The following is a 13,730-nucleotide window of genomic DNA, read 5'->3' as shown; positions in this document are numbered from 1 at the left end:
TTTTAAGCGTTTAGGGGTACTAACTTTGGCCTGAGACCTTGTGAGGCTAACATAGCCTCAATTTCTGTGACATAAACTGGATTCATGACGATCACCACATCTGGTGGCTCCACCAATAAATGCTCTGGCGTCGTAATCCAGTGACCACTACCAGCAATAAATGTGTTTCTTTTATAAGGATTCACATCTACAACATAAGCGATTTCGTCCCCCACCCCCAACGTGGTAAGGAAGGCAACCGCCTTTGATCCTCCACCCCAAAGTACCACCCTTTGGTGATTTTGGTGGTATTCTCGCAAACGATTTCGCCATTTTAGGAGTACCTGAGGAACGGATTGAGTAAAGTAAGCTGTAAGAGGGATAAGAGTTTCCAAATCATTTTCCTGAGGTAAAGGGGGCGTTTGGGCACCTCCAACCCAGGGAATTGCCTCGATCATTAAGTACTGATCATCAAAATCAACCCATAAATCCAATACCTGAAAACCACAACGCCGAAATAATCGCCCTAACGAACCAGGCGTGAAATAGGAGCAATGCTCATAATAAATATCCCAGAAAGCCAACTTCTGAAGAATGCGAGTGGCTTCTGGAATTTGAAAAAACACCACAGCATCGTGGCGCTCACCAACTGCCCTGCGCACCATTCGCATAAATTCGCCCACCGGATGAATATGCTCCAAAGTCATTTTACAGACGTAAAAATCTGCTTCAATCTCACGATATTGTTCAGAGTAAAAATCTGACACATAAGTTAATTGTCCATGCTTTATCTCAGGGGCTCGTTCAGGAACGAAGGCTGGATCAAAACCAATTCCACGGTTTTGGCCCATCTCACATAAAAGGGCAAGAAAATCACCCTTTCCGCAACCGATCTCTAAAATGGTCTTACCATGAAGCTCGTAACGGCTAATCAAATACTCTGCCAATCGCTGGTTAAATGAGTTGAAAGTTGGAGAGAAGGCTTGGGTTTCCTCATAGCGTTCAGAATAGGCGTTCAAACTAAGATCAAAGGCAATGTTTGTAATGAAGCCACATTGCCAACAAAACGCTAAATGAACGTCCCCTTTAGGGTATGCCAACGCCTCTTCACGGCTTTCTAAGCGTAACACACTGTGTGCAGGCACTCCTCGCACCGCATAAAAACCACGCAGCGGAACATTCCCACACGCTGGACAAGGCTGGTGGATTAATTCTTGGGTTCCCAACCGAGTAACCGCAGTAGAACGTTGAGGGGAAATGATTGCCATCATTCACTCATCCTTAAACTATTCGAACTTCAGGTATTGGAACAATGAATTTACCACCCTGTTGACGGTATTCGTTTTGTTGGCGAAACACCTCTTCCGCAAAATTCCATACCAGTAGCAAAACATAATCTGGCATTTCCTCCAAAAGTCGGCTCGTTGGAACAATGGGAATGTGATTTCCTCCCATTAAGCGACCGTGCTTATAGGGATTCAAATCCGCAATCCAGGGAATCAAATTAGAATCAATCTGGCAATATGCAAGTAAAGTAGTGGCTTTTGCTGCGGCCCCATATGCCGCTATCTGCTTTCCGGATGATTTCAATCCTTGAAGCAAGTTCGTCAATTGAGCCCGAATCGTGGCAATGCGTTCAGCAAATGCCTGATAATATTCATATTTTGAAGCCGTCTCGACCTCTTCCCTAAGCAACTCTCGTACTGCGGGCTGAACTCGTTCTTGTTTCTCCACATACAAACGAAGTGATCCGCCATGAATGGAAAGGTGGCATATATCATTCAAGAAAAGCCCATGCCGCCGGAAAAGACGATCTAAGGAAGTGACCGAGAAATAGCAAAGATGTTGGTGATAGATGGTATCAAACTCATTCTTCGTAATGAGATCCACCACATAGGGCATTTCCATCACCGCAACGCCATTGTCCTTCAGAATAATGGCTATCCCCTCAACGAAACCGTTTAGATCAGCGACGTGTGCTAGCACATTATTGGCAATCACCACGTCAGCAGATTGACCTCTTCTCGCCAAATCCTGGGCAAGAGTTAGAGTGAAAAATGTATTTAGGGTTGGAATTCCTGCCGCAAGAGCAGCTTGGGCTGGCCCAGGTGCCGGATCTATACCTAGGACAGGGATGCCCCTTTCCACAAAATTGCGTAACATATAGCCATCGTTGCTGGCTGGCTCTATGACCAGGCTTTGCGCCCCCAAGGTGCGACGCTCAATCAATTCCAGAGCATTTTCACGAGAGTGCCGGAGCAATGTCGGTGAAACGGATGAGAAATACGGGTAATCCCGTGCAAACAACACGTCGGGGTCTACAGTGACATCAATTTGAACCAGAGCGCACTCCGAACAAAAAACCAAGTTCAGTGGTGCAAAAGGCTCAGGCTCTCCCAAGGTTTCCGGCTTAATAAGGCGATCCGCAAGTGGGGTGTCACCGAAACGAACAATGGGTAACAAATGGGGAGAGCCACATGACCGACAAGCTGTTTCGGTACGATAAAGTGAAACCCAAGTTTCTTTAGCAAGAGATGATGTCATGGGACGTTTTCCTGTTCTAAACTAAAATGCAATTGGGGCATCAACTTTAGTAACCCAGCGTAAATTCGGATCAATTTTTCCCTGTGCCAAAAGTTCTTTAATATGCGCAATGCGCTTAAAACGCGGTCCTTCAAAATCCTCAACCTGAATACCAACATGTTGATAAGCGGTAAACAATTCCTCCGCACCGCGACGTGCGTCCCACTTAGGCTTAAATTCAGGTAGTACACGCTGTATCTTGGAACAATCTACTCGATAATTGCGCTTATCGGGGCCAGCATCAGGAGCATATTCGATCCGTGTTCCGGGTATCGTTTCTGCAACAATCTCCGCCAATTCACGGATGCGGTAATTCTCTTCCGTGCGACCCACATTGAAAGCCTGATTATGTATCTTCTCTTCGGGGGCTTCCAAAACCACGCAAAAAGCTTGAGAAATATCTTCAATATGGACAATCGGCCGCCAAGGGGTGCCATCGCTTTTAAGGTAAACCCGCCCTGTTGTTACCGCCCAAGCCACAAGATTATTCAGTACCAAGTCAAACCGCAAAAACGGCGAAACCCCATAAGCCGTCGCATTACGTAAAAAGACCGGGCAAAAAGTTGCATCAGCTAGCCGACTAACATCTTGCTCAACCAATACTTTGGATCGCCCATAGGGGGTTACAGGATTAAAAGGCGAATCTTCGGTTAAGAAATCATCACCTCCAGCCCCGTAATTACTGCACGAAGACGAAAAAATAAATCGTCGGACTCCAACCTGTTTTGCCAATTGCGCAAGTCGAACCGAGGCTTGATGATTTATTTCATAGGTCAACTCGGGATTCAAATCACCCAATGGGTCATTGGATAATCCCGCCAGATGCAAAATAGCATCAAATCCTTCCAAATCCTGTGAGGTTACATCCCGAATATCTTTGGTGATAGATGGGACTATTACCACAGGTTGATCCCCAAAACGGCTTCCTTCAAACAAATCACTATCTAGCCCTACAACGTCATGACCACGTTCAAGAAGCATGGGGACTAACACCGAACCAATGTAGCCATGATGTCCGGTAACTAGTACTCGCATCTCATTCCTCCCATATTTTCCAAGGGGCTTGCCCTGACTGCCAGATTGTTTCAAGTAAGTATTTTTCCCGCAGTGTATCCATGCACTGCCAAAACGAAGCGTGCTTATAGGCCATCAATTGACCATCCCGCGCCAATCGTTCCATAGGTTCTCGTTCCCAAACTGTCTCGTCACCTTCGATATAGTCGAAAACGCCAGGCTCTAGGACAAAAAAGGCGCCGTTGATCCACCCTTCCATCAATTGAGGTTTCTCCATGAATTCCACAACTTGATCACCAACAAAATGCATATACCCATAACGCGCTGGGGGACGAACCGCTGTCAGGGTGGCCAGTCTCCCGTGAGCACGGTGAAATGCTAATAGATCATTTAAATTGACATCTGAGAGCCCATCTCCCCAGGTTAACATAAAGGTTTCACCACCCAAATAAGGGGCAAGGCGCTTAATTCGCCCCCCGGTTTGTGTTTTCAAACCCGTATCAACGAGTTCTACGACCCAATCCGGCCTAGGACCATCGTGTGGTATGACTTGATTGGTGCGAAAATCCACCGTCATATTCGTGGTGGTCATGCAATAATCCGCAAAGTAACGCTTGATCATTTCCCCTTTATAACCTAGTGCTATAACAAAATGATTGAATCCAAATGCCGAATAATAACGCATAATATGCCAGAGGATCGGGCGCCCCCCAATTTCGACCATCGGTTTGGGACGAATTTCGGTCTCTTCAGCCAGACGTGAACCAAAACCACCGGCTAAAATAGCAACTTTCATCATTGCCTCCGTTTCTTTCTTCTAACTCTAACCGAGAGAATCAATAGTCATAGGCAAAGGGGATAGATTGGATTGGACGCATTCTCTCCAGCCAGCCCATGGCAAAAAGGACTCTTATCTTTTATCCACAAAATACTGTGCTACCATCTCGATCGTTATCATCGCTCCTAAATGTCGCGTATGGTTGCGTGTCCCTTGCATATGCTCATCAATCGCCTGCCGAACTGCCTGTGGACGAAACCAGCCACGCTCCAGAAATGGAGACTTCAGTAATGTATCCTCAACCCACTGACGATTGGGTTTTAACCGCAACAGATGATGCATATTTGCGAAAGTAGAGGAAGGCGGTTCCAAGTGGGCATTCCCTAAGACATTCAATCGCCGGAACCCCCACTTTAACCTTCGCTCAAGTCGATCGTATACGACCTCCAAGGAACTGGGTTGACTCAAAGGACCACCCTTAATCCATGCCAATTGTGGGTTCACATAACTCAGTGCCTTTTTCTCTAAATAGCGTTTTGCCCTCAGGTTTGGGGGTAACGAGAGCATAAGCATCACCAAATCGCGATCCAGATATGGTTCGGTATATTCAAAGCGAGGGCGAACGACACTAAGTCCGTGCAGGATGTAATCCACTTCATAGAAAAAAAGACGATGTGTATCCAACTTTAGAGACAACGAAGCCCCCGGGGTTTGCGCCACTTCTTCTTCTATGCGTTGCCTTGGTAAATCACGATAACGATGGACAAACCCTGGGGTAAACCAGTGTGACCACTCAGAAAACTTAAATAAATCATTGATATAGGCTAAATAAGCCTCAAAAGGATCCGAAATCGCTTGAACTTCCGAGGAGTAACTCGCATCGGCAGTATTTAGAAATAAATCAGCACCATTTCCCAGAACTAGTACTTGGCAGGAAGAAGGCAGGCTATTGAGCGTCCAACCATGCGAGTCAATAACGTTCAGGTATCCCTCCGAACGCTCAACGCAAGCCCTGGCAAATTTCTTGGGATATTCTTCATCCAGAAACAAAATTTGATGGGGATAGCCAAGAGTTTTTCCCACCTCTTTGGCCCGTTTAACATCTCGGCTCGATCGTTCGCCATACGTAACTAAAGGCAATACCTGCTGAAGTCTTGTGGAAACCAGCCCCAGCAACAGACGCGAATCCAATCCACCACTGAGGGGCAAAACATATCCTTGAGGATTGTCCAAACGCCGTTGCAGGCTTTGACCCAACGTCTCAATAAAAGCCTCAACCCATTGAGATTCCGACCAACTCGATAACTCCTCGCTATAACCAAGATGAATGTAGGGGTAAACTTTGGTTTGCTCCCCCTCCCATATCAATACCGAACCCGGAGGCAAGCGTTTGATATCCTTAAAAAGGGTGCGGTCACCATCTAAGACTTCAAAGGCCAACCACTCAGCTAAGGCCTCCTCATTGATGGAAGGTTGGATCCATCCCAAAGCCAAAAGGGCTTTGATTTCACTGGCAAAGGCCAATCGCCCTGGCTGCTGGAGATAGAATAAAGGTCGTAGCCCCAAAAAATCGGTAACCAGAGAAAGGCGCTGTACATCCCTTTTCCAAACCGCTGCACACACACCGCCATTGAGGTGTCCTAACGCTTCACATCCTCCCTCACGATAGGTCTTCGCTAAAAATTCATTCGCTCGCTGAGGATCACGGCAGTCTGCCGTCTCTCCATCTGCCATGAGCCACGTCTCTTTGTCTACCCGAAGCGGCTGGCCTTTGGGAAGAATGTAAGCCAACACCTCGCGTCCCCACCCCAACCGTTTCGAATCATCCAGCCACGCCTCAGAAATACCTGGAATAGCGGGCTTAAGGGCATTTGCCATAGGAAGAAGATCAGCAAATGTAATAGGTCTCTGATTACTCAAAATACCAAAAAGGCCAGGCATGAAGACACCTACTAATTTCTCTGGTAGGGGTGAGAAGTTATCAACGTATCCCTCTCACCCCTTGACCGCTCAGATTAGCGAAGCACTAGGGGGATAAAGACGCGATTCGTTGAGAAAGTAGCCGAAACCACCTTTGGCCCATTCATCACAACCGACCCAGATGGATTCGTGCCATTCAAATCACCGCTCCAATTTGCAAACGTATAGCCCGGGTTAGCATTTGCTACCAGCCCTACGGTTTGTCCACAATTGTATTCCCCTAAATCCGGCGCTTTGATAACGGTACCCCCACCAGTTGGATTGACGTTGATTGTCAAGGTATTTCTCAGAGCGTCCTCATCGGATATTGGGCTGGTCAAATTCTGGAAATAGTCAATCTTGGCCGTAAATTCTGGAGAATTACTCCCATAGGCATTTCCTGCATATAACCCCACCCGTGCTGCCTGCACCAAGAATGGCACGTTGACCACTGTTTGCCAATTAGGATCAGAAGGCCCCTTTATCGAAATAATCCAACGGCTGCCATACCGTTCCATCCGTAAATATAGCGGCGCTGGGTTCCCTTCAATAACCGGAGCATCAAACCAAACCAACTTCCCTTCTTCGCTTCCTGAACGAACATTGAGGGCACCCTCGTAGGTGGCAACGTATAATCTCGTGCCATTTCCCTGACTGTAAAAATCAGCCCGAATCCAGCGCTTAGCCGGGCTAGCATTCTCTTCTACCATCATTCCTTGGAAGGGCCTTATGTTTGAAGACGAAGATTGGACTGAACTATCAAATTTGGCTTCGAAGATAAAATCAGTATCGTTGATCATCTGCACAATGCGCATGGTTTTATTTCCACCGCTATCATCGCGTGCATTCATGTCATGCTCAACACGTGCCGGCAGCGATAGGAACAGGTGAGCATCATTAGTAAAGGGCTGCCCAATACCCTGACTACCATCTCCCACAGGATTAACCAACGTCCACCGTGTTGTATCCAAAGAACACATGTTGAAATCGTCAGACTGAGCGCTAGAAACCGGTAGATCAAGTCCCAATGGAGTCACCGTAACATTACTAAAGGTAGCATCTACATGATGGGCCAATAACACCACCGAACCGGAAATGGGATCACCTACTTGTCCCTCTCCTTCCAAAGACCAAACTTCAGGCTCTGGATCAGATTTCTTCCACACCTTGAGCGAATATGCCGGACGGCCGTCGCTCAACGTCTGGACGCGCATTTTATAGGTCAAAGTATCAGTACCTGGACTAAACGTTTTCTTGATTGGGACCAAAGGATTGTTAATGAGCAATTGCAAGGTGATATCTGACAGATTCGTCTGATCCTGCCACCGCAACCACCCAATCGCACCATAGGGCAAATAACCACATTTTGGTGCCACAAGTTCGCCCTCTGGATAACAATGACGCCCCACATCAGAATATGGTTCATCCGTATGGCCTGTCCAGCGCAAGAGCAACCCCACCCCAGGACCATTACTTGGTTCGTTAAATCCATTGACATTGTCAACATCGTGGATAGTTACATCCACCTGAACCTCATAATCCCGCCACCCCATATCTCCAATGGCGATCATTCGGTCATATCCTACCTGGCTTGTTTTAACGCTCCCCGCCGCAAAATCCCATTTTCCGGTTAATACCTGCGCTTGTCTTTGCCATGTGCCATTATCTGCGCTCCACGTTGTCGTTGTTGGCAACGGCCACTTTTGATTGTGTGCGTAGTTAATAACCACAGCCCTTTCGGTTGTATTTTCCAAATTATCTCTTGCTCTAAGCACCAACGTATTTGTCCCCTCATTGAGTTCACCGTCGAATAACTCAACAGCAAAATCACCCGCACCATACAATAAGCGAGGGCCATTAGGGGAGGCGGGAAACGGTCCCAATTGGAGCAACTCGAAAGCCCCATCATTTAGAGAAAAAGCTAAACTCTCCACCCCATCTGGATCGCTAACGTTTCCCAGGATATAAATCTGTCGCCCCGGCAAACCCGGGTCACCAAAATACTGAACATCACCGTACCAAACATCTATTTTGGGTCCCCCCGTTTCAGCAGTAACTTGAGATAGGGGTAAAAACCAAAAAAGGCTAAATAAAAGGCTTACCAGAATTAGCCTCTTTCCTGCTTTTGCCATCGCTTGCGCCTTCTTATTCATTTTTTCCTCCTGAAAAAATCGTATTGGAACCCAACCTGTCTGGGCTGAGAAGTCACATTACTAATAAGAGTTCCTATGTGATGTAACTCGTCCCCAATGCCATATCCAACGCAGTAGTGAATAGATGGGTCGCGGAAGTACTCGAACGCTATTCCACATCCAAGAACGGGCCTCTAGTGCCAATAACTTACGTCGCCACATTCCCCACTGAACTACTCCGCTTGTCCCTCTAATCCGCGTCACTAACGGCAACGGCAATTGCCACAAAGAGCGCATAAACTCGCCCCATAATCGCCATTGCACGTAACGACGCGATTTTTTCATGGTAGGATCAAACCAGGTGGCCCTTTCTGTAGGCTTCAACGCTCGTACACTAGAACCGGGGTGATCGCGACGATAAAAAAGCACCTGGGGAATTTCCACCATCTTTCCCAACAAAACCAACTCCCCCAACAATGTAATATCCGACGACGTAAACCGATCAATAAGACGTGTTCTACGCAATGGCTCCAAACGAATTAGCCCAAATACCGCGTTACATTTATCTTTGCGACGGAAACGATCTAGAAAGCAGCAAAATCGCTCTGCCGGATCACTCTGGGTCAAATTCAACTCGTCTTCATAAAGGCCTAAGGGCTGCCCGTTCTCATCAACAATTTGGGTAAGGGGATAGGCCAGAACTACAGTATGATCAGACCGAAGAGGAGCCAGGCAGGACTCGAGGAACGTAGGTGCAATCCAATCATCCGCTGCCGCCCACTTGAAAAATTGGCCTTGCGCCAATGCCACTGTCTGGTTGTAATTGAACGCTGCGCCACGATTTACCGGATTGCGTACGTAACGTATCCGCCGGTCACGCTCCATGTAGGCTCGGCATATCTCGCCAGTTCGGTCCGAGGATGCATTGTCACTAATAATCAATTCAAAGTCATCCCAGGTTTGATCAAGGATAGACTCTAAGGCTTGCTCTAAATAGACTTCACCATTGAAAACCGGCAGGCCTATCGAGACTAACGGCGTAAATGTGCTCATCGAAAGGGGCCTTTTTAAAAACTTGAACGACCATTCCAAGGGTCGGGATCCGTCAATTGGGTTTCCCATTGAAGATAGGGACGAATAATCCCCGGAAAATGCCCCACAAACCCCATACGACTGCTTGGCCCTAACCCTGGGCGTTCAGTCACTTGAAAAGCCACTGCATCCGGTTCATAGAGATGTAGGATCTCCGGATCTTCAGTACGAATGGAAGGTCCTACGATCATTGTCCCTTCGGCTAAGAAATTACCCGGTATCCAGGCCATACTACGGTAGCGCCCCGGTTGGCGTGGTTTACCATCCCACTCGGCATCGGTATCGAGTGAAGCAAAAAGCCATTGACCTTCATCGTTGTGTAAACTAAATCCGGCATGCAAGGGGTAACCACCTTTCAGAACAACGTATTCCATTTCAATCCCCACAGGTTCTCGAATATCAAACGTATCGGTTACCTCACCCCGGTTATTTCGAATACGAATCGCCAATAAACGCACTACCTCATCGCCTGGTGCATGATAAAAATCAGGCCACTCACGAGATGGAGTCGTACCTAATGCTTCGGTCAAATATTCGCTCACGAGTTGATGGGCCGGACCTTCACGGTAAATTTGACCATCTTGCAACCAAATGGCCCGTTCGCAAAGGCGCACAATTGAGGGCATATGATGAGAGACAAACAAAATCGTTCGACCAGCACGCCCCACTTCTTCCATCTTATCCAGGCACTTTTTCTGGAACGCTGCATCGCCAACTGCCAAAACCTCATCCACCAACAAAATTTCGGGATCTAAATGCGCTGCTACGGCGAACGCCAGACGCATGGCCATACCACTCGAATAATACTTAACTGGCGTGTCAATGAAGCGCTCAACCTCAGAGAAAGCCACAATCTCATCAAATTTTTGATCAATTTCGGCTTTTTTCATTCCCAAAATTGCACCGTTGAGATACACATTTTCTCGGCCAGTAAGTTCCTTATGGAAACCAGTGCCTACTTCTAGCAAGGATCCAACTCGCCCCCACAAATCCACGCTGCCTTCGGTTGGCACCGTGATTTGGGTCAAGATTTTAAGCAACGTACTCTTCCCGGCCCCATTTCGCCCAATGATGCCCACAACTTCACCCTGATGCACCTCAAACGAAACACCCCGCAGCGCCCAAATATGAAACGCCTCTTCATTCCGCTGAATCCCATTTGGGTCTTTTGAAAAACGCAACCAGCGCAGCGGTTGTGTTGCAAAACGCGAAATTTGGTCGCGCAACGTCTGATACGAAGCCTGAGCCCCTTGACCAATGCGATAAAGTTTTCCCAGGTTTTCCACCTGAATCGAAATATGCCGTTGACGTCCTGAGGTCATATCAGATCCGCAAAGGTGTCTTCAGTGCGGCGAAAATATATGACGCCACTAACTAAAAAGACGATCGAAACAATCGCCGAGATCAGGATCATCAACTCCGGCGGTCTATCTCCTAGCAACGCCCAACGGAACCCCTCAACGACGCCTACCATGGGATTCAATCCATAAAAGGTGCGCCAGGGCTCACCTAAGAGACTGCTGGGATAAACCACCGGGGTCGCGAAAAGCCAAAACTGGGTCAAAAAAGGGATTAAATAGCGCACATCACGATATTTGACATTTAGCGCCGCCAACCACAGCCCCACCCCTAGCGCGGTTGTCAGTGCCAGCAATAAGAACAATGGCAAGAGGATGATGTATATCGTGGGGGCATAACCATAAAAAATCATCATTCCGATCAAAACCAGAAAGGCAAACGCAAAATCTACTAGACCTGAAAGCACACTCGATACCGGAACAATCAGGCGCGGAAAGTACACCTTAGTGATCAATCCCCCACTGCCCACCAGGCTATTAGCAGCTAAAGAGAGTGCCCCAGAAAAATACGTCCAGGGGAGCAAGGCTGTGTAACTAAAAATCGGGTAAGGATAACCATTTGAAGCCATTTGGGCCATCCGCCCAAAAAAGATTGAAAACACCACCATAGTAAAGAAAGGCTGAACGATAGCCCATGCCGCGCCTAAAAGCGTTTGCTTATAACGCACCTTGATGTCTCGCCAGACCAGAAAATACAGCAATTCCCGATAGCGCCAAAATTCTTTTAGATTGAGTGGAACGCGCCCCTGATAAGGTTCTATATGAACATGTTCAATCTCCCCGTTTTCTAAAGAGGGGGGCGATTCCGGTAACCGTATTAAGGCTGTTTTCATTGGGGTACTAATTTGGGCTCCCAAAATGAGGTTCGAAAATAAACTGGAGGAAGGAAGTTGGCATGCTCCGCCCTTTCGACATAGAAGAAACGCTCGAAAGGGAGAAGTTTTTGTTTTTTCGCCTAGATTGCTTGATATAAACAATAACCAAGCGTTCTAAACTGGCTAAAAGGAGCACGCGACCAAAAAGAATAGCGAAAGATACAACCTCATCATAAAGAATTAATTCCTTCTGGTTACTTAGGATTTGGAAAGAAATCTTTTGAATTCTTAAAGAAAGGCTTAAGAACAGAAGCGCCGGTAATATCCGGCGCTTCGCGATTACTGCATTAACAATATTGGCAATGTCAATGACTAACTAATGGCAAGAAAAGAGAATATTGGCAACCACTAACCTCAAAGGGAAAACCACTTTCCAGAGTATAACTGCCACCATGGAGCGGGAAAGAACTGACTATTTCACCGGTTGTAAACGTTATCCTCAAATCACCGCTCGTCAGATTTCCACTTCCACTAACCCATTGAGATATCAGGGACCATGATTGGGCATCGGATCTCACCTGACCGGCAATTAACCCCAAGCCCAAGCAGGCCAAGACCAAGCCCGTAAGGATGTAGTGCGTTTTCATCCTTCCCTCCTAACGTCCGGTGACAATGAAATTGAACCCACAAAAACCAGGGCTTAAACTCCCATTAGCATATATGTAAACATCAAACTCTGGATGACCCTCAACATTAACAACTGGACTCACAGCAATTAAGGGTATCGTGTTCATACCGTTAGTATTGTCATAAATGGGTGTAACTGTAGCGATTAACAACATATCCTGGATGAGATTTACATCCAAAATAACACGATAATGATCACCATCAAGAGAAACCTTATCTACCCCAAAGTCACCAATTAATTGTTCTTTTCCTATATCAGGATCCCAAACCTGTCCCCATGCCACAATTCCGTTGTCTCGATAACGCTCACCGATTCCAATGGTTTTACTCCCACCAGCATCTCGATTAAATTGAATAACGGGTTCGTTGTCGCTATCGCTATACAACGTCACGGCTGGCACGTTATTTACAATCAGATCCCAGGGTTGGTTATTAGTGCTCCCCAAGCGGGCCTGATCTGAATCAATATTGTTTCCCCCCAAACCCCAATAACGCGCATCCAATTCTCCCGTGTTCAATGCAAAAGTTGTTCCGGTTAGAGTCAATCCACTGCCAGCTGTATAAGTCGTATTATCGTCACCATCTTGCAACCCACTGGGTACCCCAATAATACCACTCCATGGCACCGATTCTGCATGATCGGCAGAGGTTGCACTCTCTGCTCTCGCAGCAATATCAGCCTGCCAGGCATAAGGTACACGGGTCAGCGCTTGGCGAGGCAAGAGAACGACAAAATCACTCTCTTGATCGCTTTCTGCCGGTCTCACCGCGATTTCAAGATAACCTGGCTCACCACCCAACGAACTAGAGGGAAATGTAAGCAAAACGCTAAACCAGCCCTGATTTACGGTCACGTTTTCATGAAGGTCTTCGGCGATCAAAGTGCCATTTTCCTCGGCATCATAAAGACGAAAGCGCAGATCATAATAACCTTGCGCTGGTTGTCCTCCCTCTTGTAACCGCCCTTGATAAGTGAACGTCACCGGGGGCGGTTCTTGAAACGCTCCGCGCGCAGAAGCACGCACGAAAAAACCCCCTAAAAAAGCGAGCACCATCAATACGGGCAAAAGCCCCCACCAGAAACGCTTGCCGATCATAATGACCTCCGTTTGATAGGATTTAGATGCACACCGGAACAACAGAAAGCAGCCTTTTATTCCCCCATTCAGGTGCTCGCCGTTGTAACAGCCCAGATAGAGAATAGAAAGAAAATATCCTCGATAAGCATACAGCAAACAAATCATACTGTCAAACAAATCATCGGGCGAATATCTCGCAGACTCTATTGATTGTAAGTAGGCTATAATTGGCACAGTTCGCACAGGAGAACTGA

General features: G+C 47.1%; 11 protein-coding genes. All 11 read right to left on the bottom strand.

The features are described from left to right. Positions 1–2: 2 nt before the first annotated feature. Positions 3–1,109 (bottom strand): class I SAM-dependent methyltransferase, encoded by a 1,107-nt coding sequence (locus tag AC01YT_RS00790; RefSeq protein ID WP_476672201.1) that lies wholly within the window; start codon positions 1,107–1,109, stop codon positions 3–5. A gap of 151 nt (positions 1,110–1,260) precedes the next feature. Beyond that, entirely contained in the window at positions 1,261–2,523 is a 1,263-nt protein-coding gene (locus AC01YT_RS00785; protein ID WP_476672199.1) for a methyltransferase domain-containing protein, read from the bottom strand. A gap of 21 nt (positions 2,524–2,544) precedes the next feature. Further along, positions 2,545–3,597 carry an NAD-dependent epimerase/dehydratase family protein gene (locus tag AC01YT_RS00780; RefSeq protein WP_476672281.1) on the bottom strand — a complete coding sequence of 351 codons (1,053 nt, stop codon included), beginning with the start codon at positions 3,595–3,597 and terminating at the stop codon, positions 2,545–2,547. Between the two features lies 1 nt (position 3,598). After that, positions 3,599–4,372: a glucose-1-phosphate cytidylyltransferase gene (rfbF, locus tag AC01YT_RS00775; RefSeq protein ID WP_424914389.1), complete on the bottom strand. Its 774-nt coding sequence runs from the start codon at positions 4,370–4,372 to the stop codon at positions 3,599–3,601. A gap of 114 nt (positions 4,373–4,486) precedes the next feature. Beyond that, entirely contained in the window at positions 4,487–6,295 is a 1,809-nt protein-coding gene (locus AC01YT_RS00770) for an asparagine synthase-related protein (protein WP_476672198.1), read from the bottom strand. A gap of 74 nt (positions 6,296–6,369) precedes the next feature. Continuing rightward, positions 6,370–8,466: an InlB B-repeat-containing protein gene (locus AC01YT_RS00765; RefSeq protein ID WP_476672197.1), complete on the bottom strand. Its 2,097-nt coding sequence runs from the start codon at positions 8,464–8,466 to the stop codon at positions 6,370–6,372. A 60-nt stretch (positions 8,467–8,526) separates the two neighbouring features. Further along, positions 8,527–9,498 (bottom strand): glycosyltransferase family 2 protein, encoded by a 972-nt coding sequence (locus tag AC01YT_RS00760; RefSeq protein WP_476672195.1) that lies wholly within the window; start codon positions 9,496–9,498, stop codon positions 8,527–8,529. Positions 9,499–9,512: 14 nt separating this feature from the next. After that, positions 9,513–10,859: an ABC transporter ATP-binding protein gene (locus AC01YT_RS00755; RefSeq protein ID WP_476672194.1), complete on the bottom strand. Its 1,347-nt coding sequence runs from the start codon at positions 10,857–10,859 to the stop codon at positions 9,513–9,515. Further along, a complete protein-coding gene (locus AC01YT_RS00750; RefSeq protein ID WP_476672192.1) occupies positions 10,856–11,728 on the bottom strand; it encodes an ABC transporter permease in 873 nt (290 codons plus the stop codon). The genes AC01YT_RS00755 and AC01YT_RS00750 overlap by 4 nt, the downstream gene beginning before the upstream one ends. A gap of 347 nt (positions 11,729–12,075) precedes the next feature. Further along, a complete protein-coding gene (locus AC01YT_RS00745; RefSeq protein ID WP_476672190.1) occupies positions 12,076–12,357 on the bottom strand; it encodes a hypothetical protein in 282 nt (93 codons plus the stop codon). Positions 12,358–12,366: 9 nt separating this feature from the next. Then, positions 12,367–13,719, bottom strand: a complete 1,353-nt coding sequence (locus AC01YT_RS00740; protein ID WP_476672189.1) for a hypothetical protein — start codon at positions 13,717–13,719, stop codon at positions 12,367–12,369. Between the last annotated feature and the right edge of the window lie 11 nt (positions 13,720–13,730).

The organism is Thermanaerothrix sp. (assembly GCF_056331585.1).
The sequence above is the reverse complement of the archived record's forward strand: the minus strand, read 5'-3'. Positions and strand labels throughout refer to the sequence as shown.